Raw genomic sequence first — 22,947 nt, forward strand, 5'->3', positions numbered from 1 at the left:
CTAAATAAAGCGTTTGATAATAAAATCTACTTTCACACGCTTTGCCTGACCCAAAAGTTTCTTAACAGGCGCAGGATAATCATCCATTGTCTCTAAGTCTTGCGGGCCATTTAAACGACGACAATGCTGCAAAATAGCGTGTTTTTCGTTTTCTATTTGCTCAAGAATATTTTGCTTCGGATCGTCAATTAAAATCCCGTTTTCGATATCTAAACCCCATGCTCGTGGATTCAAATTATGCCCACTAAGCAAATGTAAACGTTTATCTGAACAAATTCCTTTTAAATGGAAAGAGTTGCTTTCATGCTTCCAAAGATAAACATTTAAATTGCCATTTGCGATATGACGCTTCTGAGACTTTAAAAATTTAAGTAGGATTGTTTCATATAAATAAGGGAGTGCACCAATCTTACTAAACGGCTCACTAGGAGGCAGATAAAAATCGTTCGCAGTTTTATCACCTACCACAATTGTTACTTGCTTACCTTGTTTTAGTAAGCGACGTAAAGAGCGCATTAATGGTGCTGGGAAATTAAAGTAAGGCGTATAAAGTACTAATTCTTCTTCTGTGGTATCAAATAATGACTTAATCAAACGATTTAGTTTATTACTACGACGACCTAAGCCTAAGAAAAGCCGAACCCCTAATTCACCCGCACTCGCCTCTACTGCACTTTCATAACTTGCTGATTTAAGATCACGCATTAACTGCTTTTGCGCATTTTTAATATCGTTGAAGTTAACTAGAGGTCGCTTATCAATACGAGGAACAGCCTCAGAACTTAATAATTGTGATTCAATAAACTCTACCACTGAGTTACACAAACCAGCTTGATGCACTAAAAAGTAGCGATCTAAACGATAACGATCGTCCTGCTGCAAATAGACATTGTTAAGACTTGCACCGCTGTACAATAAAGTATCGTCAATCACAAAGCCTTTTAAATGTAACACGCCAAAAAGCTCTTTCGCTTTAACAGGAACACCATAAACCTTTACATTAGACTGGTACTTTTCCTGAAAGTCACAATACATACTGGCATTGCCATCAGATTTTGCAGCGCCAATTAAACCTCGCTGAGCGCGATGAAAATCAACCAGTACTTTTACCTCTAGATCAGGATTAGCTAATGAGGCTTCGTGTAATGCCGTTAAAATTTCTCGACCTGCTTCATCATCTTGAAGATACAAAGCAGTTATATAAATTCTTGTTGTCGCTGAACGAATTAAACGCAATAGTTCAATGCGATACTCTTTTGCATTGGTTAAGACCTGTAAGTCTTCCGTAGTCAGCCCGAATGCGGGCTTTTCCTGCCAAAATACCATAATTGCCTGTTCATTTATTTAGCTCATAACTAAAGCTAATATCAAAATTAGCTAAAACATACCAAAAAAATATTGCTTGGTCATGAATAAACGTACTTTGAAGGCATAACAATTGAGAAATAGTTCATTTAACAAGCAAAAAGAGCAGCTTAAATCATAATGAGTAAGGATTATTTGACAGCTTTGCGATTTACCAAAAAAAATAATCGAGCCTTTTGTTTACATCCGCCTTGTTTTTCTTAGAATCGGTCGCATAGACATCGTATTGAAACGTTTTTAGGAAAAACCATGAGTGACGCTAAACACTGTAAACTATTAATTTTGGGTTCTGGCCCTGCGGGCTATACGGCGGCGGTATACGCAGCACGTGCCAACCTTAACCCTGTTCTAATCACAGGAATTCAACAAGGTGGTCAATTAACAACAACGACCGAAGTTGAAAACTGGCCTGGTGATGCGCATGGCTTAACTGGCCCTGCATTAATGGAACGTATGAAAGAGCACGCTGAGCGTTTCGAAACTGAAATTATCTTCGATCACATTAACAAAGTTGATGTAACTAAGCGCCCTTTCACTTTAACAGGTGATTCAGGTACATATACTTGTGATGCATTAATCATTGCAACAGGTGCGTCTGCTAAGTACTTAGGTTTAGAATCTGAAACAAACTTCCAAGGTCGTGGTGTCTCTGCTTGTGCAACCTGTGATGGTTTCTTCTATCGCGGTCAAAAAGTTGCCGTTGTAGGTGGTGGTAATACGGCAGTTGAAGAAGCTCTTTACTTATCTAACATCGCCGACGAAGTACACGTGATCCATCGTCGCGATAGCTTCCGTAGCGAGAAGATTCTGGCTGATCGTTTAAATGAAAAAGCGGCAAACGGTAATGTTGTTTTACATTACAATCGTACTTTAGATGAAGTTCTTGGTGATGAAATGGGTGTTACTGGCATCCGCATTAAAGCAACTGACTCAGAAGAGACTGAAAACCTTGACCTTGCAGGTGTATTCATCGCAATTGGCCATAAGCCAAACACTGACATGTTCGAAGGTCAGCTAGAAATGAAAGATGGCTACTTAGTAGTTGAATCAGGCTTAAACGGTAATGCGACACAAACAAGCGTACCAGGTGTATTCGCTGCAGGTGACGTGTGTGATCACATTTATCGTCAAGCAATCACATCAGCAGGTACAGGTTGTATGGCTGCCCTAGATGCTGAGCGCTTTTTAGATAATCTATAATCTATTGCTAAATACTAGCTTTATAAGGGGTTGTCGAAGAACAGCCCCTTTTTTATGGCTAAAATTTTGCTAGAATCATAATAAATAACAACGATAATGCTGATATGATCAAGCAACTTTATCAGCTCTCACCCGAGAGTGTAGATTTCCCAAATCCTGAATATGCCCTCGATGAGCCTGATGGTTTATTAGCTATTGGCGGTGATTTATCAGTTAACCGCATTAAACATGCTTATAAAAATGGTATTTTCCCATGGTTTAGTGATTACGAACCAATTATGTGGTGGTCACCTAGCATGCGCGGTATTATTGAGTTAAATGAATTTCATGTCAGTCGTAGTTTAAAAAAGCACTTAAAACGTGCTCCGGTTCGAGTCACTGTTAATCACGCTTTTTCGCACGTTATCAATGCTTGCCGTGAGCAACGACTCGACGCCGAAGGTACCTGGATCACAGAGCAAATGATGCATGCTTATATCGAAGCACATCATCAAAATATTGCTCACAGTGTAGAAATATGGCAAGAAAACGAACTAGTTGCTGGTTTGTATGGCATCATGCAAAACGGTATATTTTGTGGTGAATCCATGTTTCATACCATCAGCAATGGTTCTAAACTTGCGATGTGGGCATTAGTTAACTGGCTAAAAAAACACCACGCCCATTTTATCGATTGTCAATTAGAAAACCCCTATTTGATCACTTTAGGCGCAAAAGTTATTCCACGTAGAGAATTTTTAACTAGACTTAAATTAGCCCATAGCTATATCCCCACAGCAAGTATGTGGCAACCGCAAGAGTTGATTGATATTTATGACTGAGCATTTACCCGCAAGACTAGGTTTAAGCCAACAATTTGATTGTAGTTATTTACCAAATCGCCAAGAACAACTATTGGTTATTCTTGATCCAAGTTGTTATGGCCCTGATAGGTTTGAGGAACTACTTGCTTTAGGGTTTAGGCGAAGTGGTGATCAGATTTATCGTCCCCACTGCCCAAGTTGTAATGCTTGTAACTCAGTGCGGGTGCTTGCACAGCAATTTACTCCTTCAAAATCGCAAAAGCGTAAAATGAATAAAGCCAAAAAGCGCTTTACTGTTAGCTATAGTGATCATGAACGTGCTGAGTATTACCCACTGTACAGTAAGTACATCACGCAAAGACACCAAGATGGCTCTATGTATCCTCCCGAGCAAAATCAATACGCGAGCTTTTTATTTTGCAAATGGCTTCCTGTGACTTTTATTGAGTTGCGTGATGAGGATCGGTTAGTCGCAGTCGCGGTTACCGATTGTATGAAGAATTCACTTTCAGCTATCTATACTTTTTTTGACCCAGATTATGAACAATACAGTATCGGCAGTATAATGATCATGGAACAAATTGAGTTTGCAAAACAACAAGCAAAAGAATTTGTCTATTTGGGTTATCAAATCGATGAATGCAACAAAATGAAATATAAAACTCAATTTTTGCCGGCACAAAAGCATATTGGCGATCAGTGGTTGGCGATTTAATTGACAAATTTGAGCCCTGTAGCTTTACTTATTGCCGTATTTTCGGCAAAATCTGCAGCGTTTAACTATTAAAGAGGTGTTACGCTAAACATGGCGAAAGAAGACGTAATCGAAATGCAAGGTACGGTCCTTGATACTTTACCAAATACAATGTTCCGAGTTGAGCTAGAAAACGGTCACGTAGTTGTGGCTCATATCTCTGGTAAAATGCGCAAAAACTACATCCGCATTTTAACTGGCGACAAAGTAACCGTAGAAATGACTCCTTACGATTTATCGAAAGGTCGCATCGTATTCCGTGCTCGCTAAGTTAGTGCGATAACGAGAAATTTAGCTTTTTGCTGCTTTGAGTGAGCAGGTGTGTTTATTACAAAGAGCTAAAAGCGTTTGTTAAATGGTGTTAAAACTAACTTAGTTTTAATTCCATTTAATAAACAAAAAGCCCAGCAATTGCTGGGCTTTTTGTTTTCAGCTAAGAATCAACTTAAGCTGTTTCTAGGCTAGTCTCAAAGTCAAAGTGAATCTTTTTATCCTTCACCGAGACCTTAACCGAACCACCATCGGCTAATTCACCAAATAAGATTGCATTTGCCAGTGGCTTTTTAAGCTCATCTTGGATAACACGTGCCATCGGACGTGCCCCCATTGCCTTATCGTAGCCTTTATCTGCCAACCACTCTCTAGCTTTAGAGGTAAGCTCAAGATTAACTGACTTCTTATCAAGTTGCGCTTGTAATTCAACAATGAATTTATCAACCACTTGCAAGATAACCTCTTTCTCAAGGTGGTTAAACCAAATGATATTATCTAAACGGTTTCTAAACTCAGGCGAAAATACCTTATTAATTTCACTCATCGCATCATGAGAGTGATCTTGCTCAGTAAACCCGATTGATTTACGAACAGTCTCTTGTACACCAGCATTGGTTGTCATAACCAGTACAACATTTCTGAAGTCTGCTTTACGGCCATTGTTATCGGTTAATGTGCCATGATCCATAACCTGCAGTAGAATGTTGTAAATATCGGAATGAGCTTTCTCAATTTCATCCAAAAGCACAACCGCATGCGGGTTTTTAATCACTGCTTCTGTCAGTAGGCCGCCTTGTTCAAAACCTACATAGCCAGGAGGCGCACCAATCAAACGGCTCACCGCATGACGCTCAACATACTCAGACATATCAAACCGTATGAACTCAACGCCCATGCACTTAGCAAGCTGCTTAGTAACCTCTGTTTTACCAACCCCTGTTGGGCCAGCAAACAAGAACGAGCCAATCGGTTTGTCTTCATTGGCAAGACCAGAACGAGATAAGCGGATAGCAGATGTCAGTGCATCAATAGATTGGTCTTGACCAAACACCAGCATCTTTAAGTTGCGATCAAGATTTTTCAGCGTTTCTTTATCACTTGACGAAACACTTTGCTGCGGAATACGAGCCATTTTAGATACAATCAACTCAATATCTGCCACACCAATGGTTTTTTTACGTTTCGATGCTGGTTGCAAACGTTGATTTGCACCAGCTTCATCGATGACATCAATTGCCTTATCGGGTAAATGACGCTCATTAATGTACTTTGCACTTAACTCAGCAGCCGCTTTAAGCGCTTTTTGCGTGTAACGAATACCATGATGCTCTTCGTAACGTTCTTTTAAGCCGTTAAGAATTTTTGTGGTATCAGCCACGCTTGGTTCAAGCACATCAATCTTCTGAAAACGACGTACTAAAGCACGGTCTTTTTCAAAGATATTTTTAAACTCGTTATAGGTTGTAGAACCCATACAGCGAAGCTTACCGCTTGAAAGCAGCGGTTTAATAAGGTTTGATGCATCCATTACCCCACCCGATGCAGCACCTGCACCAATGATAGTGTGGATTTCATCAATGAATAAAATTGAGCCAGGCTTTGCTTGTAGCTCTTTCAATAGTGATTTGAAACGTTTTTCAAAATCACCTCGGTATTTAGTACCGGCAAGCAACGCCCCCATATCAAGTGAATAAACCACTGCGTCAGCGATAACTTCTGGCACTTCTTTATTGGCAATGCGATAAGCAAGGCCTTCGGCAATCGCTGTTTTACCAACCCCTGCTTCACCAACCAGTAGTGGGTTATTTTTCTTACGACGGCATAATACCTGAACTGTTCTTTCAACTTCGTTATCGCGGCCTACTAATGGGTCGATGTTACCGTCGATAGCTTGTTGGTTAAGGTTCGTTGTAAAGTTTTCGAGTTTTGTTGGCTCTTCACCCTGCACTTCTTGCACTTCTTCATGGATATCATCATGGTCTTCACCACCAAGATCGTCATCAGTTTTAGAAATACCATGCGAAATGAAATTCACAATATCCAAACGGTTAATGTCGGCTTTTTTAAGTAAATAAACCGCTTGGCTTTCTTGCTCAGAAAAAATAGCAACCAGCACGTTCACGCCAGTAACTTCATTTTTGCCTGATGATTGCACATGAAATACAGCGCGCTGTAATACTCGCTGAAAACCTAATGTTGGCTGTGTTTCTCTGTCTTCTTCAAGATCAGGAATCACAGGCGTGGTTTCATCAATGAATTCTGATAATTCAACTTTTAATGCGCCCATATCAACACCACAGGCGTTTAGCGCTTCTCCAGCAGAAGGGTTATCGAGCAGCGCAAGTAAAAGATGCTCGACGGTCATAAATTCATGCCGACGCGTTCTCGCTTCGCGAAACGCCGCATTCAGAGTTAGTTCTAAGTCTTTGTTTAGCATTGGCAACCCCTTACTGAGATAATATTTTATATACCGTTGTGACGGGTTAATCGGTTCACCCTACCTTGGTATTTATTCCTGCTCACAACTACAAAGCAGTGGATGCTCGTTATCTCGTGCGTAACGATTAACTTGCTCAGCTTTGGTATGGGCTACATCGGCACTGTAAACACCGCATATTGCTTTACCGTTATGATGAACTTGAAGCATCACATCTGTTGCTCTATCGCTATCCATATTAAAAAACGTCATAAGTACTTCTATCACAAAGTCCATAGGCGTGTAATCATCATTGTTTAAAATGACTTTATATTTTCGCGGCGGCTGCAATTTTTGCTTTTCACTATCGCGAACTGTATCAATAACACCAGAATCTTTCATACCACTCATAATAAATATAGTCTTGTCTTTAGAACTCAAGCAAACTTGAATAAAAAAATAAATAAATTGTTAAAAAATAGCCCAAAACACTTGACTGATTGGCCAAATAAACTACAGTCAAAGATAGATTGATTAATCATTAGTCAGTCTAGCAAATTACACGGTTTAGAATAACTAAATTAGTCAACTTATAGAAGGATGTAGAAGTATGGCTTGTGGAAAAGTCAAATGGTTCAACAATGCCAAAGGTTTTGGTTTTATCGTAGAAGACGGCAGCGAGACTGATATATTCGCTCATTACTCAACGATTGTAATGGACGGTTATAAAACACTTAAAGCTGGTCAAGATGTAACATTCGAATTGCAACAAGGTCCTAAAGGGTTACACGCAACGAATATTGCGCCTAACGATGAGATCTCTTAGGTGAACCTATTCGAGTACCAAGCGAGCGACCTTGTTAAGATCCTCGCTTACTTCCCTATCTCCCACTGATTTTTATTTTCAACTTGAAATTCCATTTCTTTACCCCAATAGTTTAATTGTTATTAGCCCTTTAGAGCCAAGCTTGTTACACTCTTGTTGCTTAAATTTAGCTTTTTCGTCATTTTGACGTAAGGCTTTTGGCTAATTTCAAAGCTAGCTTATTTGAGCTATAAGAATTTTATGCCTTTTTGCACAATTAAAAGATCTATTTTGCAAATTGGTATTACAGTCTGTCAGCTGTGGTTATTTTGATACTCTGTATTAAGTTGCAACAGCTAACAGACTGCTTGCTGTCGTTATATCGAAATACTTATATTTAAGACTTGATATACCATAGCAGTATAATTGCATTGTTGAATATGGCTAATTAAGGGTTACTGTTAGCGCAGTTACAATCAAACATTACGCCAACTATCTAGGAATGATGATGACATCAAAAATTATCTATACTAAAACAGATGAAGCGCCAGCTCTTGCTACGTATTCATTGTTACCAATCATCCAAGCGTACACAAACGCTGCAGGTGTTGAAGTTGAAACTCGCGATATTTCATTAGCGGGCCGTGTAATTGCCAACTTCCCTGAGTATTTAACTGAAGAACAACGAATTGATGATGCACTTGCTGAATTAGGTGATATGGCTAAAACACCTGAAGCTAACATTATCAAACTACCAAACATCAGTGCGTCTATTCCTCAGTTACGTGCTGTAATCAAAGAGTTGCAAGCGAAAGGCTACGCTTTACCTGATTATCCATCAGAGCCAAAAACTGATGAAGAAAAGAAAATCAAAGCAACTTACGACAAAATCAAAGGTTCTGCTGTAAACCCGGTTCTTCGTGAAGGTAACTCTGACCGTCGTGCACCTAGTTCAGTTAAAGAATACGCTCGCAACAATCCACACTCAATGGGTGCGTGGAGCAAAGATTCTCAATCTTACGTTGCAAGCATGGAAGAAGGTGACTTCTTCGGTTCTGAGCAATCAGTAACGGTAGCTGAAGCAACTGACGTGCGTATCGAACATGTTGCTGAAAACGGCGATATTACGGTTCTTAAAGCAAGCACGCCACTATTAGCTGGCGAAGTTATTGATGCTTCTTGTATGAGTGCCGCTAAACTTCAAGCTTTCCTTGCTAAAGAAATTCAAGCTGCGAAAGACAAAGGCGTGTTGTTCTCGTTACATATGAAAGCAACCATGATGAAAGTGTCTGATCCAATCATCTTCGGTCATGCTGTAAAAGTATTCTTCAAAGACGTATTTACAAAACACGCTGATCTTTTCAAAGAACTAGATGTTGACGTAAACAACGGCTTTGGCGATGTATTCTCAAAAATCGAAAGCCTAGACGCAGCTAAAAAAGCTGAAATCGAAGCTGATATCCAAGCTGTATACGACAACAACCCAGCTATTGCTATGGTTGATTCTGACCGTGGTATCACAAACCTTCACGTTCCAAGCGATGTAATCATCGATGCATCAATGCCTGCTGCAATTCGTTCTAGCGGTCAAATGTGGAACAGCGAAGGTAAATTACAAGACACAAGCTTTGTAATTCCAGATCGTTGTTACTCAGGTGTTTACCAAGCAACTATCGATTTCTGTAAAGAAAACGGTGCATTCGATCCAACAACAATGGGTAGCGTACCTAACGTTGGTCTTATGGCGCAAAAAGCTGAAGAGTACGGTTCACACGACAAAACGTTTGAAGTTACAGCAGCTGGTAAAATCCGTGTAGTAGACACAGCTGGCACAACATTACTTGAGCATGCTGTTGAGCAAGGCGATATCTGGCGTATGTGTCAGGTAAAAGATGCACCAATTCAAGATTGGGTTAAACTTGCTGTTAACCGCGCTCGCGCAACTAACACACCGGCAGTTTTCTGGTTAGACGAAAACCGTGCACACGATGCTGAATTAATCAAAAAAGTAAACGCGTATCTGCCACAACATGATACTGATGGTCTTGAGATCCACATTTTAGCACCGATTGAAGCGACTAAATTCTCATTAGAGCGCATCAAAGAAGGTAAAGACACAATTTCAGTAACTGGTAACGTTTTACGTGACTACCTAACTGACTTATTCCCGATTCTTGAGCTTGGTACAAGTGCTAAAATGCTTTCAATCGTACCACTTATGAATGGTGGTGGTTTATTCGAAACAGGTGCAGGTGGTTCAGCGCCTAAGCACGTTCAACAATTCGAAAAAGAAAACCACTTACGTTGGGATTCTTTAGGTGAGTTCTTAGCGCTTGCAGCTTCTTTAGAGCATCTAGCGGTTAATACAGGTAACAAGAAAGCTCAAGTACTTGCTGATACACTAGACAAAGCTACAGGTACTTTCTTAGCTGAAAACAAATCACCTTCACGTAAAGTGAAAGAGATTGATAACCGTGGTTCGCACTTCTTCCTTTCATTATTCTGGGCACAAGAACTTGCTGCACAAAATGATGACGCGGAATTAAAAGCGCAATTCACGCAAATCGCTACTGATTTAGAAGCTCAAAAAGAGCAAATCATCACTGAGTTGAACGATGCACAAGGTTCAGCAATGGATGTGGGTGGTTATTTCCAACCAAATGATGAGCTTGCATTCAAAGCAATGCGCCCAAGCACAACATTTAACGATATTTTAGCAAAATTAGTGTAATTCGTTAGAACTCGCTAATCTTCTAAAAAATAAGAGAGTTATCTCGATTGCTGAGGCTCTATGAGCCTTAGCAAAAGAGCAACTCTCTTTTTTATACCAATTCGCTTAATTAAACCGTCTACTTTGATGCAATAAACTGGCTGATAACAAGACACAAACTTCGTTATCTACTTGTTCTCGAAAATTGCCTCAACATTGCGCTAATTACTACATCCATACAGTCATAAATAAGTAATTTTTAAAGCTGTTAAAAAGCTTTAATCTCTTAAATGATTAAGCATGACTGCCAACTGATATTATTCCTTACACCTAGTCAGCTGTTCATAAACCACAACATATAACAATGGCTACGATTCAGTTTTAACTTATAACTAAGCGTTTGCTGTTTTCGCCTTTTTGTTTTTAGCCATACGTTTAGCGCGTTTAATGGCAGATTTTTTTGATGCTTTCTTTTGCGCTATCTTTAGCACTATGGCCTCTTTTAGTTGCTTTTTAGCTGCTTTAAGACGTTTTTGAGCATTTTTAGCAAGACTTTCAGCTTCGTTTGCTTTATCAACGGCTGCTTGGGCTTGTTCAGCGGCCTCTTTTGCAATCGCAGCGGTTCTTTGAACTTCTTTTTTACTTTTAGCGAGGCTCTTCTCTAACTTTGCTAGGCGCTCGTCATACATTGGATCTGTAATTTCCATTTCACTCTCCTAATCTTAACGTTGAGACATTTTTGTTGGTTCACCAACAATTAATGGGTCAACTTGATCAACAATTTCATGGTCTTTGCCTGGATAATCTAAACAACTTAAAAAGTGACGCATGCAGTTAATACGACCACGTTTTTTGTCATCAGAACGAATTTGAGTCCACGGTGCGTCTTTAGTATGGGTATGAAACATCATGGCGTCTTTTGCTGCACTGTAGTCATGCCATTTGGCTAATGATGCCATATCAACCGGGCTCAGTTTCCATTGCTTTAGAGGATCGTTTTGGCGTGATTTAAAGCGTCTAAATTGCTCTTCTCTACTCACAGAAAACCAATATTTAAATAATTTAATACCACTGTTAACTAACATGCGTTCAAGCTGAGGTGTTTGCCGCATAAATTCGAGGTATTCTTGGTCTTCACAAAACCCCATGACCTTCTCTACGCCAGCGCGATTATACCAAGAACGGTCAAACAGAATTATTTCTCCCTTTGCAGGTAGATGATTGATATAACGTTGAAAATACCATTGATCACGTTCACGGGTAGTGGGTTTTTCAAGTGCTACAACATGCGCCCCACGCGGATTTAAGTGCTCCATAAAGCGCTTTATTGTTCCACCCTTTCCTGCTGCGTCACGGCCTTCAAATAAAATAACAATTTGTTGGTTAGTCTCTTTCACCCAACCTTGCATTTTTAATAGCTCAATTTGAAGCTCATGTTTATGGCGCTCATACTCTACAACATCCATTTTACGCTTGTATGGATATAGGCCATCAGCATTCCATTTTAAATTTGGGTTCTTTACATTTAAGTCAAATACAACATCCTGTTTAGTTTTTCCCTTACTTACTTTTGTAGGCTTACTTACTTTTGTAGGCTTAATTAATACTGATTCGACGTTTACTGTCTGCATGGCAACTCCTTTTTAGTAAATATTTACGTACCTTCATTAAGAACTGTATATTTTTACTTTATGCCAGTTGCAGCATTATTTATTGATCTACATCTATTATTTATCGATATAGAAAACTCTTAAAAATATTTAATTTAGTTATTTTTTACTAACAACACCAAGGAGTATATTTAATAAATTTTAGTTAGTTTTAAATTAGCAAACAAAATTACTAACATTAAATAGTCAAGAACATAAGCAATTGATAAATAATAATTAAATTTCACACCTTAAGATCTTTTATTGAAAGAAGACTAACTAAATTAGTTGAAGCTATATTTTTTGACTCATTATTTTTATCTTACCTAACTTAAAACCAATAAAATAAGAGTAGTAAAGAAAATAAAAATAGAGAAGATAGTATTAGAACAATACTTGTTGATGAAAGGGTTAATTAAATATAAAAACAGGCTAAAATAATTGAGGGAGCATAAAAAGCTCCCTCATATGGCACAGTTTACATACGCACAAGGCGTGTTGTTGATGCAGTTATTTAACAATCCATGGGGTTGCGCTGATCAACCGAGCACTTGTTTGCAGTTTTGTTTGATTGTCTTGCCAATCATCAGTCACCATTATTGCACAACGGCTTTGCTTGCAATTATCAGCCTCTGATATTGCCACATTTTCATCCGCAAATTTAAGCACAACTCCCTGTTGCTCTGGCAACAAAAACCACATTAATTTACTGACGAAGAATCCTGATAAATCAGATAGCAATTCATCAAACTCTTCATTTAACTCATATAGGTTTGCTTTTGTCAGTGCAAAGTCACTCAGGTTGGTTGCTTCAATTTGTAGCTTTAATTGGCAATCATGCTGAGGATTCTCAGGTTGTACGACAATTACAGCCTTATCTGTATCGAGTTGTTTATCAAACGGTAGCAACAACTGGGCTTGATCTGTATAGGTAAGATCAAATTCTTGTTGTTCTGTTATTATTTTCCCTGACTTAATTTTGCATACATCATTTGTAGCAATGTCAGATAAATAAAAGTTTACTTGCGCGTACTGAAAGTCACCTTTGTTAACCACTTTAAGGCGGTCATAAAAGCCATCGTATGCAACAACAAACTCGCCTGCGGTTGCTGTTCCTACAGAAGCACCTAAGGTAGCGGCTAACACTACCGCCTTGAAACATGACATAACTTTATTCATCAAAATATGCTCTGTTTTGATTTATCATTGTGTTTAACTCTTCAATGTAAGCTTCTCGTCGCTCAGAATAAGATAACAAACCCTGCGTTAAAACTGTGGCTTCAATAGGCTTTTGTTGACGGCGTAAATCTGCTCGGATTGAACGTAAATCTTTGTATGCCGCATGAGTATTAATGTTTTTAAAGTAAGAGCTTACAGCAGCTCTTACAGACTTAAAAGCCGTTACTTCATGAGCAGCTTCATCTGCACGACGGCGTGGTACCATACCGCAACCTTTTTTGTAGCACCACTGACCAAAAAAGTTAAGGCCAATTCGCGCAAATCGCGATGTTCCCCAAGCCGATTCATTCGCAGCCTGCATCAAAGCAAGTTCTTTTGGAATAATATCAACACGGCGTAATGCCTGAGATAGTGACAGTACATCAATCGTCGTCGGCAGTTTATAACTGGTGAGGATTTTCTTTATATCTGATTTTTGTTTAACTGTTAAAGGCTCATTATATTCCAGCATCATGCGAGCTATTTCTAATGTTGCTCTTTGCTGCAAAATTTTCTTATTTTCAGCCTCAACATGCGGGCGTATAAAATCAAAAAATGCATGTTTCTTCTCTTTTACATCACTGAACGCAGCAAAATCAGGGAGTTTAACATTATGTAATGGCTTCTCTTTTTTTATAGTTTGCTGGCTGCCCTTGCTAGTTGCAAGGTCTTGTGAAGATACGTCAACATCACTTTCATTATCTATAAAAGGTGACAACAGTGCCCAAATAAAAAAGGCAGCTAGTAAAATTTGAAAAACGTATTTAAGCATGTATTCTCTCAAGTAAACTACTACTCATGTGCGGTAACATCACACACATACAAAGGCGGAGTATATCAAACAAGCCAATCTTTGGCGAATTCGGCGCTATTTTTTCACTTCAATCGTATTTAAAAAGTCTCATAATACATTCAATATACTCGCAATTTTCAAGCGGTTGCGTATACTTTCATTAACTCAGTCGCGAAACCATAGGCTTTTTTATTATGTGCCAACCTTGGCAAGCACGAATTATAGATCAACAAAAATATCGTCCCAATGACAACCGCTCACCATGGCAAGTTGACCGCTCTCGTATAATCCATGCCGCTGCTTTCAGACGTTTACAAGCAAAGACTCAAATTATGGGTATTGGCCTAAACGACTTTTACCGCACTCGCCTAACCCACTCTCTTGAAGTTGCACAAATCGGCAGTGGTTTGCTGCGCCATTTAAAAAAACAGCACCCTGAATTTGAACACTTCCCGAGTGGCAGCTTGCTCGAAACCTTATGTCTTGCTCACGACATTGGCCATCCACCTTTTGGTCATGGTGGTGAAATAGCTTTAAACTACATGATGCGCGAGCATGGTGGATTTGAAGGCAATGCGCAAACTTTACGCATTGTTTCTAAACTTGAACCCTACAGCAACGGTTATGGTATGAACCTAACGCGCCGGACTTTGTTGGGATTTATCAAGTACCCTGCGTTTATTGATGATGTATGGCATACCATCCCACCACTATCTGATACGCGAAGTTTCATAAAAGCCGATCACTGGCGACCGGCTAAAGGGCTTTACAAAGATGATAACGATGTTTTTAATTGGATTATTGCGCCGCTATCACAAAACGACAAAGCATTATTGACTAGCCACTACAAGGTGGATGAGTTTAGGTCTAAAACTCATTATAAGTCTATTGACTCTGCAATAATGGAATTGGCAGATGATATTGCCTATGCAGTTCATGACCTAGAAGATGCGATTGCCACTGAAGTACTAACGTTTGCTGATTGGCAAAACCATGCACTTATTCAGTTACAAGAACTCAATTCACCTTGGTTAACAACTCATTTAAGTGCAATTACTGCAAGGCTTTTCTCACATCATGAATATGAACGCAAAGACGCCATTGGTGAGTTAGTAAATACATTTATTATCCATGCCTCTTTAGAGATACAAAATAACGAATTCGAATCAGAGATTTTACAATATACCGTTAGCCTGCCTGATGAGTTTTCAAAAATACTCAATGTGCTCAAACAATTTGTATTCAAGCGTTTAATTCGTGAACCTAAAATGCAACAGGTTGAATTTAAAGGGCAAAACCTGCTTATAGAATTATTTAGCGCTTTTGCTAGCGACCCGATGCGTTTATTACCAGAAACAACTCAAGAGATGTGGTTAAACGCACACAACAATAATGGTAATGCAATGCGGGTGATCTGTGATTACTTATCAGGTATGAGTGACGAGTATGCATATAAAACCTATCAACGATTATTTTTACCCTCAGCCTAACTATTTTTTGAACAGCTAAATATTATGTTCTAAAATTAAGTAGGTTATTTTAGCAAATAACCTACTAATTCTTTATGGATTTTAGCCAATCTGCTTACCTTATGGGCAGCTTGAGACACGAATACTTTGATGAGCTTTGTACATCCTGTCAGAGCTTTGTAGGTATTCCCGCTCAATTTGAGCCTATAGTAACGTGGGCTGGTTTTATTAAACATGGATTGAAATAATGCTCAAAAAACACCTGCTTCTTGGTTTATTAGTTGCTAGCCCATTTACAGGCTATGCAGCAGAATCACTTCCTGATCCACTACTTGAAGAACGCGGCATAATCATAAAAGATGCCACTCATTTTGATTGGATCCGACTTAACTCTGGTGAATGGCTCAAAGGTGAGCTCGTTTCAATGTACGATAAGGAGCTCGAATTCGATAGCGACGTACTCGATACCCTGATGATCGACCGCGAAGATATCTACATGATTATTTCTGAACGTCATCACACAGTTCGTTTTAATGATGGTGAAGAACTCAGCGGCACACTAAATATATCGGGTGGTTATGTAAAAGTAGGTGATGCTCCTGCTAAGTATCGTTATCGTGATTTAGTCTCTATCGCTCCGTCAATTGATAGTGAGCTTAGTGCTTGGACAGTAAAAATATCATTGGGCGCCGACCTATCTCGAGGTAATACTGATCAAACTGAATATTCAGCCAGAGCTGATATCAAACGCAGAACAGCGTCGAGTCGCTTTTTAGCTGAATTTTTAGGGTATCGCACCACCAGCGATGAGCAAGTCACTAAAAATAACATACGAGCAAATGGAACCTTCGACTGGTTTTATACGCAAAAAATGTATTTTCGCCCTATTTTCTTTGAATACTATCGTGACCCATTTCAAAACATTGCCAATAAATACACTGTAGGTGCCGGTGTAGGTTATTACGTAATGGATACCGACAAAATTGAGTGGGACTTTTCAACAGGTCCTGCTTATCAAAAAACAGAGTTTGATACCGTTGCAAATGGTGAAGATAAATCAAATTCTTCAATGTCTTATTTTGTTGGCACTAATTACGAACTGGAAGTAACCAAAAATATCGATTTTAGTTTTAACTATCGATATTTGACAGCCAGTGAAGACACTGGTGGCGATTCACAGTATGCAATGGCAAGCTTTGAAATAGACGTTACTGATGACATTGATTTTGATATTTCATTAGTCTGGGATTATCTATCCGACCCGATAGCCGATGAAAATGGTGTAGTCCCCGAAAAAGAAGATTACAAAATGATTTTCGCACTGGGTATAGATTTATAGCAATTGCTATAAAAACGCCGAGCTTAAGCTCGGCGTTTTTATTTTAGTCGAGTAAATATTATCTTATAGCGATTTAACACCCATGTTGTATAAGGTAAAGCCATAAATATCAGCGTATTGATCAATAATTTTACTGGTTGGTGTTCCTGCACCATGACCTGCATTTGTTTCAATACGAATTAGATACGGATTTTGTTTCGCACCTTTTTCTTGTAGCTCAGCCGCAAACTTAAATGAATGCGCAGGCACAACACGGTCGTCATGATCCCCTGTTGTCACTAACGTTGCAGGGTAGCTAACACCTTCTTTAACATTGTGAACTGGCGAGTAGCCTTTTAAGTACTCGAACATTTCTTTACTTTGCTCACTGGTGCCGTAGTCATACGCCCAACCAGCACCGGCAGTAAAGGTGTGATAACGCAACATATCTAATACACCTACAGCAGGCAGTGCTACTTTAAATAGCTCAGGGCGCTGCGTCATAACCGCACCAACTAATAAGCCACCATTAGAGCCACCACGTACCGCAAGGTAATCAGGTGAGCTGAATTGTTTTTCATTAAGGTATTCTGCAGCAGCAATAAAATCGTCAAAAACATTTTGCTTTTTAAGCTGTGTACCATTTACATGCCACTCTTTCCCGTATTCACCACCACCACGAATATTAGCAACAGCATACACGCCACCATGCTCAAGCCAAGCGGCAACAGTTGGGCTATAGCTTGGTGTTAAACTTACATTAAAGCCACCATAGCCATATAAAATTGTTGGGTTTTTACCGTTAAGCTCAGTGCCTTTTTTGTATGAAATAATCATCGGAACTTTAGTGCCATCTTTAGATGTGTAGAACACTTGTTCAGATGTGTATTGTTCGCTATTAAATTGAGCGCCCGACTTGCGATATACATCAGACTGGCCAGAATCAACATTAAATGAATAAATGTTGCCTGGTGTGGTGTAATTGGTAAATGAATAATAAAGCGTTTCAGCGTCGTGCTTACCGCTAAAGCCGTATGCGGTGCCCACACCTGGTAAACTAATGTCACGCACTAGTTTACCTGACTTATCGTACTGTTTTACTTGCGAAATCGCATCAACCATATACTTAGCAAAGAAATAGTCACCGCCTTTTGAAATACTAAGTACATTGTCAGTTTCATGAATTAAATATTGCCAATTTTCTGGGCTTGGATCAGCGGCATCAACTGTCACTACACGCATATTTGGCGCATTTAAGTTAGTCACTAAATACAGTTTCGAGCCATCATTATCAATAATTGATGTATCTGAATCTGTGTTATCTAGAATGGTTACTAACTTGCTGTCAGGCTTAGTTAAATCTTTGATAAACAGTTTATTACCTGATGTTGAAGTACTTGCAGCAATTATTAGGTATCGATTATCACGCGTTACCTCAGCGCCAATATAACGATGTTTCTGTGCTTCTGTACCGCCATAGACTAATTGGTCATCAGCTTGTGCTGTGCCTAATTTGTGATAATAGACCTTATGTTGATCTGTTTTTGCTGACAGCTCACTCCCTTTTGGCTTATCGTAGCTTGAATAATAAAAGCCATCGTTACCAAACCACGAAATACCGCTAAACTTAACATCGACTAATGCCTCTTCAATAGGCTGTTTAGTCGCTGTATCAATAACGATAATTTTACGCCAGTCACTACCACCTTCAGAAATTTGATAAGCAGCTAAACTTCCATCTTCAGTAAAAGTTAAGCCCGACATTGAGGTTGTGCCATCGGCGCTGAAAGTATTTGGATCTAAAAACACTTCAGCTTCAGAGTCACCTTTTTTACGGTAAACCACATACTGATTTTGCAAGCCATCGTTTTTATAAAAGTAAGTGTACTCACCCTCTTTAAATGGCGCTGTGACTTTTTCATAGTTCATCAGCTTTTCAAGAGTGGTTTTAAGCTCATCGCGATAAGGAATATTTTTAAGATAAGAAAAGGTAACGTCATTTTCGGCTTTTACCCATTGCGCCGTTTCTTCGCTCATGTCGTCTTCTAGCCAACGATACGGATCGGCTACCTTCTGGCCGAAGTACTCATCAACAACATTGCCTTTTTTCGTTTCTGGATAATTCACAGCAGCTTTAACCTCTGCAGTTTTTATAGTTTGTTCTGTTTTTGTTGGGATAGATTCACCACACCCCGTCAGTGCAACCACAATTGCACAAGCAAGCGCTTTTTTAATCATAATAATTTTACTTTTTAGTTATTGTTAACAAAATGAAAGTAAAGTTAATACAAAAGAATGTCTAGTTATTTGCGGTCAAACACAGGAAGCGCTGTAAACCAATGTAAAAACAAAAAACCACGCAATAGCGTGGCCTTTAATTTTTCGCAATAGTAAACACTGTTTGCGTAATTATACTTTTGTTAACCAGCCATGAGTATCTGCTGATTTGCCCCATTGAATATCATTCAATGCTTGGCGTAATTTAGCGACTTTTTCACCTGGTTCACCCGACCCCACTTTAAACTCTTGGTCGTTATGAATAAGCGTGCCAACCGACGTCAGTACCGCAGCGGTACCTGATAATGCAGCTTCAGTGCCCGGCTTAGCAACTCTTTCAAGTAGCTCAGACACAGTAAAGTTACGCTCAGATACGGTCATACCTAAATCTTTCGCAATCGTTAAAATACTATTACGGGTCACACCGTGTAAGAATGTGCTATCAAGAGCTTTTGTGATGATTTCATCACCATCGATTAGAATAAAGTTCGCAGCACCGGTTTCTTGAACATCGCCACCTGGGCAGAATAAAATTTGGTCAGCTTGATGCTCAGAGCGAGCTTGTAAGATTGGACCTAATGCACTTGCATAGTTACCACCACTTTTAACCATACCCATGTGAGGTGCACAGCGCATGCCGTCTTCTTCAAGTAATACACGCAGTGCTGTAGCACCACCTGCAAAGTAATCACCCACTGGCGAAAGTAATACATAAAGCAAGGAACTCATTGACGGCGCAGCGGCTTTACCAATTGCGGCTTCTGTACCAATGTGAGTTGGGCGAATATACATAGACCCCGGCGGTGCTGGTGTTTCGTCTGCATACTCTTTAACAATGTCTTTGATCATTTGCTCAAGCATGCTTTCGTCAAAGTCAGGTAAGTTTAGTAATTTAGAGCTTTGCTTCATACGAGCAATGTTAGCATCCATACGAAAGATATAGACCGAGCCATCTTCGTGACGAAACGCTTTTAATCCTTCAAAACAGGTGCTTGAGTAATGTAATACGTGTGCACCCGCATGTAATTCGATTTTATCAGATGGGACCAGCGCGCTTTCACTCCATGAGTTATCAGCAAAACGTGCTTGGATCATTTGTGGCATAAATACAGTACCAAATGCGGCCATTGTTGTTCTCTCTTGTTTGGACTACTTTTGCCCCATTGTATGCTAATCCATCCCTGTTTAACCATAGCAAACTAGTGCCTTTTCTCGATAAAAACGATAAAAAAACGTTCGCCTGGTATAAAAAATGCGCAACTCATGTGCGCATTGTTTAATGATAATTATTTATACACTTACTAAGCGAAATTACCTGTAGTTCATTTTTGCTGTGAGGCGATTAAAAAAGCCCGGGAAAAAACGCTTTATAGTAGGTGCTAAACCACTTATTCCTTCACCAATAACAACTTCATCTTTCTCGGCTTCAATGGCTTTAATCATTTTTGCAGCCGCTTTTGCCACATCCATGCCGTTTTCGATTGATTCCTCTGGCTTATTTTGCGGTTTACCTTGGCCATCTAACGAATTATGCGCAATTGCAGTTTTAATTGAACCTGGGCAAATGGTTAAACATTTTATATTTTTGTCGGCTAACTCTGCTCTTAAGCAATCCATAAAACCCACTACCGCGTATTTAGAACCCGAATAACCTGTTCTGAACTTTGAACCGACTTTACCCGCTACACTGCTAATTGAAACGACCATGCCCATACCCTGTTCAACCATTTGCGGTACTACCGCTTTGGTTAAAGCTATTAAACCAAAATAGTTCACTTCCATCAGTTGGCGATAAACCGTAAATTCATTCTCTAAAAATAAACTACGCTGCGACACCCCACCGTTATTGATAAGCACATCAATGCGGCCAATTCGCTCAATCACTGCGGGCATATCTTCAAGTAAGGCTTCGGGTTTTGCCAAATCTAGGGCAACCACATGATGATTGCCACCGAGCCTTGTATTTAGAGCGTTGAGTTTTTCTTCATTACGAGCAGACAATATCAGCACTGCGCCCTTTGCAGCTAATTGCTCACAAAGTGCTTCACCAATTCCAGAAGATGCCCCAGTTACCCAAACTGTTTTACCATTTAATTGCATATGTGTTCCTTTTTATTGTTGTTATGCTTTGTTAGGGCCTGCATGTTGTTCGATATGTTCAGCAATATCTTTATAAAAACCAAGCATAATCAATAACTCAGCTAATACAAATAAAGGCCCTATTACTAAACCAATTAAATCATCAACAAAGGCTGGCTTTTTACCTTCAAAATAATGGCCAACAAACTGAAATACCCAACCTACAACAAAACTACCAATACTTACCGCTAGCCATAATTCCACGTCAAGTGACACCACGGGCTCAGCGGCAATGCTCAACAAACTTAAGCATACAGCCATAATTAACCCCATTGATAAACTTAGCATCAAGTAATAAAGACAGCTAAGTACAATCACCACGGTTGCCAAGGAGATAACAGCAGGCTCTGAAATAAGCGTGACTCGTTGCAATAAACAAATAATCGCAAATACAATTAATGGGATGCCAATAAAATGGGTGTAAATATTACGTTTAGAGCGGTGATAGAGAGCGTAATTTGTCAGTTGTTGTTTTAATGTTTTCATTATTTTTCCTGCCAAAACTGTGTTCAAAATTCAGATTAGCAGAAAATTCACCGTCAAGAATGTCAACTAACCGACATTTCAAAATGGCTATATTAAACTCACACATTAAACCAGCGCATCAATAACTTTGCCTTTTTCAGCTTCTGGTTGCATATCCATGCGTTCGCGTCCTTTTTGATATTCTTCATCAAGCATCGCTTGCAGCTCATTCATTTTTTCTTGCAGCGCTTTGGTGTCGGCACCTTGTTGCTGCATTTGTTCGGCAAGTTTTTCTATTTGCGCTTTTATTTCGTCAATTTTCTCTTTATCAACCCCGAGTCGCTGATAAACCAAGGCTTCTTGCGCCTGTGCTAAAAAAGAACTGGGCTCAGACTGCTTTTGTAAAAGTTGCTGTGCTGAAGATGCAGGCGTATGCATGGCCTTCATATCATCGAGGCGGGTTGTTTGCGACAGCTTAGCAGCAGCCGAAGCGTGATAAGGGTTATATTGATTATGAAATGTTATTGCCACAAGTTGTCTTCCGTTTAAGCTTGATTACAACTTTGTAGCAATTTTAGTTCCAAACTAGCATTGAGATTGTAATTTATCGATGTCAATTACTTCAATTGATTGATATTTAAGATTAATAATTGAATCAGCTTGTAGGGATTGTAATATTTGATTAATGGTTTGCCGTGTTAAATAGGTCATATCGGCAAGTTGTTGCTGGGTAAGCGGCAAACAGCTTTGGAGTGACGACTGATAAAGCATACATAACCGCTTACTCACCTTTTGCTTTGCTGTAAGGAGTGCGTGATCTTCTAAGGAGTCAAACAGGCTTCGCACTTTATCGGTAAGCAACAGCCCAAAATCATGCCAATAAGCGGGATGCTCTTGTAATAACTGAGTTAATGCCCGCTCAGGCACGTGTAGTAGCCGTACCGCAGTTTGTGCATACACATCGTGGGTGCGTCGACCGCCATCAAACAAAGCAACCTCACCGAACCACATCGCACTGGTTACAAAACTAAGCACCGCTTCTTTGCCTTGGCTATTAACCCCAGAAACTCTAAGCACGCCATTAATAACACAATACAGACCGGTATTTTCATCACCACGCAAAAACAATGCATCACCTGCCTTTAAGGTGATTAATTTAGCATGTTTAACTAGCTTGTCTTTAAATAATTGTGTGCGATTTTTAAACCATTTGTCTTGGTTAATTACCGAAAGGTCTTGTTCATTCAAGTGGTTATACTTTACATTGATTAAATAATTAGTAACTAATAATAA

Annotated in this window: 20 protein-coding genes and 1 pseudogene; 8 read left to right on the top strand and 13 right to left on the bottom strand. The window is 39.4% G+C overall.

Features of this window, described 5'->3' with window-relative positions; genetic code table 11:
• On the bottom strand, positions 1–1,326 hold the full coding sequence (gene pssA, locus L1267_RS07185; protein WP_235382465.1) for a CDP-diacylglycerol--serine O-phosphatidyltransferase: 1,326 nt from the start codon (positions 1,324–1,326) through the stop codon (positions 1–3).
• 288 nt (positions 1,327–1,614) lie between these two features.
• On the opposite strand from pssA, the gene trxB reads away from it, so the two are divergent.
• From trxB to infA, 4 genes are all read left to right on the top strand, one after another.
• A complete protein-coding gene (trxB, locus tag L1267_RS07190) occupies positions 1,615–2,565 on the top strand; it encodes a thioredoxin-disulfide reductase (RefSeq protein WP_135924978.1) in 951 nt (316 codons plus the stop codon).
• A gap of 104 nt (positions 2,566–2,669) precedes the next feature.
• Positions 2,670–3,386: a leucyl/phenylalanyl-tRNA--protein transferase gene (gene aat / locus L1267_RS07195; RefSeq protein ID WP_135924981.1), complete on the top strand. Its 717-nt coding sequence runs from the start codon at positions 2,670–2,672 to the stop codon at positions 3,384–3,386.
• A complete protein-coding gene (locus L1267_RS07200) occupies positions 3,379–4,083 on the top strand; it encodes an arginyltransferase (RefSeq protein WP_135924983.1) in 705 nt (234 codons plus the stop codon). The genes aat and L1267_RS07200 overlap by 8 nt, the downstream gene beginning before the upstream one ends.
• A 90-nt stretch (positions 4,084–4,173) precedes the next feature.
• A complete protein-coding gene (gene infA, locus L1267_RS07205; protein ID WP_002962494.1) occupies positions 4,174–4,392 on the top strand; it encodes a translation initiation factor IF-1 in 219 nt (72 codons plus the stop codon).
• A 175-nt stretch (positions 4,393–4,567) separates the two neighbouring features.
• Here the strand turns inward: infA and clpA are convergent, their stop codons facing one another.
• Together clpA and clpS are read right to left on the bottom strand one after the other, a co-directional pair.
• Positions 4,568–6,832 (bottom strand): ATP-dependent Clp protease ATP-binding subunit ClpA, encoded by a 2,265-nt coding sequence (gene clpA, locus L1267_RS07210; protein ID WP_235382466.1) that lies wholly within the window; start codon positions 6,830–6,832, stop codon positions 4,568–4,570.
• Between the two features lie 72 nt (positions 6,833–6,904).
• Positions 6,905–7,213 carry an ATP-dependent Clp protease adapter ClpS gene (clpS, locus tag L1267_RS07215; RefSeq protein ID WP_171040478.1) on the bottom strand — a complete coding sequence of 103 codons (309 nt, stop codon included), beginning with the start codon at positions 7,211–7,213 and terminating at the stop codon, positions 6,905–6,907.
• A gap of 208 nt (positions 7,214–7,421) precedes the next feature.
• On the opposite strand from clpS, the gene cspD reads away from it, so the two are divergent.
• On the top strand, positions 7,422–7,637 hold the full coding sequence (gene cspD, locus L1267_RS07220; RefSeq protein ID WP_036968098.1) for a cold shock domain-containing protein CspD: 216 nt from the start codon (positions 7,422–7,424) through the stop codon (positions 7,635–7,637).
• A gap of 487 nt (positions 7,638–8,124) precedes the next feature.
• Positions 8,125–10,347, top strand: coding sequence for an NADP-dependent isocitrate dehydrogenase (locus L1267_RS07225; protein WP_138558901.1), 2,223 nt, complete (start codon positions 8,125–8,127; stop codon positions 10,345–10,347).
• 371 nt (positions 10,348–10,718) lie between these two features.
• Here the strand turns inward: L1267_RS07225 and L1267_RS07230 are convergent, their stop codons facing one another.
• The 4 genes from L1267_RS07230 to L1267_RS07245 all read right to left on the bottom strand — a co-directional run bounded on the left by L1267_RS07230 (position 10,719) and on the right by L1267_RS07245 (position 13,965).
• Complete coding sequence (locus tag L1267_RS07230) at positions 10,719–11,033, bottom strand: hypothetical protein (protein WP_135924994.1); 315 nt, start codon at positions 11,031–11,033, stop codon at positions 10,719–10,721.
• Positions 11,034–11,048: 15 nt separating this feature from the next.
• A complete protein-coding gene (gene ppk2, locus L1267_RS07235; protein WP_138558902.1) occupies positions 11,049–11,957 on the bottom strand; it encodes a polyphosphate kinase 2 in 909 nt (302 codons plus the stop codon).
• A 528-nt stretch (positions 11,958–12,485) separates the two neighbouring features.
• Entirely contained in the window at positions 12,486–13,154 is a 669-nt protein-coding gene (locus tag L1267_RS07240) for a DUF2987 domain-containing protein (RefSeq protein WP_138558903.1), read from the bottom strand.
• A complete protein-coding gene (locus L1267_RS07245) occupies positions 13,147–13,965 on the bottom strand; it encodes a glucosaminidase domain-containing protein (RefSeq protein ID WP_235382467.1) in 819 nt (272 codons plus the stop codon). The genes L1267_RS07240 and L1267_RS07245 overlap by 8 nt, the downstream gene beginning before the upstream one ends.
• A 215-nt stretch (positions 13,966–14,180) precedes the next feature.
• Here L1267_RS07245 and L1267_RS07250 point away from each other — a divergent pair, with 215 nt between their 5' ends.
• Complete coding sequence (locus L1267_RS07250) at positions 14,181–15,476, top strand: anti-phage deoxyguanosine triphosphatase (RefSeq protein WP_235382468.1); 1,296 nt, start codon at positions 14,181–14,183, stop codon at positions 15,474–15,476.
• A gap of 226 nt (positions 15,477–15,702) precedes the next feature.
• Entirely contained in the window at positions 15,703–16,794 is a 1,092-nt protein-coding gene (locus L1267_RS07255) for a DUF481 domain-containing protein (protein ID WP_235382469.1), read from the top strand.
• Between the two features lie 63 nt (positions 16,795–16,857).
• Here L1267_RS07255 and L1267_RS07260 read toward each other — a convergent pair whose 3' ends face one another.
• The 6 genes and pseudogenes from L1267_RS07260 to L1267_RS07285 form a co-directional block, all read right to left on the bottom strand.
• The gene (locus L1267_RS07260; RefSeq protein WP_235382470.1) at positions 16,858–19,011 is read right to left on the bottom strand and encodes a prolyl oligopeptidase family serine peptidase; all 2,154 of its coding nucleotides are present in this window, start codon (positions 19,009–19,011) and stop codon (positions 16,858–16,860) included.
• A 171-nt stretch (positions 19,012–19,182) separates the two neighbouring features.
• Positions 19,183–20,184, bottom strand: a pseudogene (locus L1267_RS07265) (branched-chain amino acid aminotransferase); the annotation flags it as partial.
• Between the two features lie 177 nt (positions 20,185–20,361).
• A complete protein-coding gene (locus L1267_RS07270; RefSeq protein WP_138557155.1) occupies positions 20,362–21,150 on the bottom strand; it encodes an SDR family oxidoreductase in 789 nt (262 codons plus the stop codon).
• A gap of 21 nt (positions 21,151–21,171) precedes the next feature.
• Positions 21,172–21,675 carry an Mpo1 family 2-hydroxy fatty acid dioxygenase gene (locus tag L1267_RS07275; RefSeq protein ID WP_235382472.1) on the bottom strand — a complete coding sequence of 168 codons (504 nt, stop codon included), beginning with the start codon at positions 21,673–21,675 and terminating at the stop codon, positions 21,172–21,174.
• A gap of 105 nt (positions 21,676–21,780) precedes the next feature.
• The gene (locus tag L1267_RS07280) at positions 21,781–22,185 is read right to left on the bottom strand and encodes a hypothetical protein (protein WP_235382473.1); all 405 of its coding nucleotides are present in this window, start codon (positions 22,183–22,185) and stop codon (positions 21,781–21,783) included.
• 54 nt (positions 22,186–22,239) lie between these two features.
• Positions 22,240–22,902 (bottom strand): Crp/Fnr family transcriptional regulator, encoded by a 663-nt coding sequence (locus L1267_RS07285; RefSeq protein ID WP_235382474.1) that lies wholly within the window; start codon positions 22,900–22,902, stop codon positions 22,240–22,242.
• Positions 22,903–22,947 lie beyond the last annotated feature (45 nt).

The organism is Pseudoalteromonas sp. OFAV1 (assembly GCF_021532595.1).
Classification (GTDB): domain Bacteria; phylum Pseudomonadota; class Gammaproteobacteria; order Enterobacterales; family Alteromonadaceae; genus Pseudoalteromonas; species Pseudoalteromonas lipolytica_C.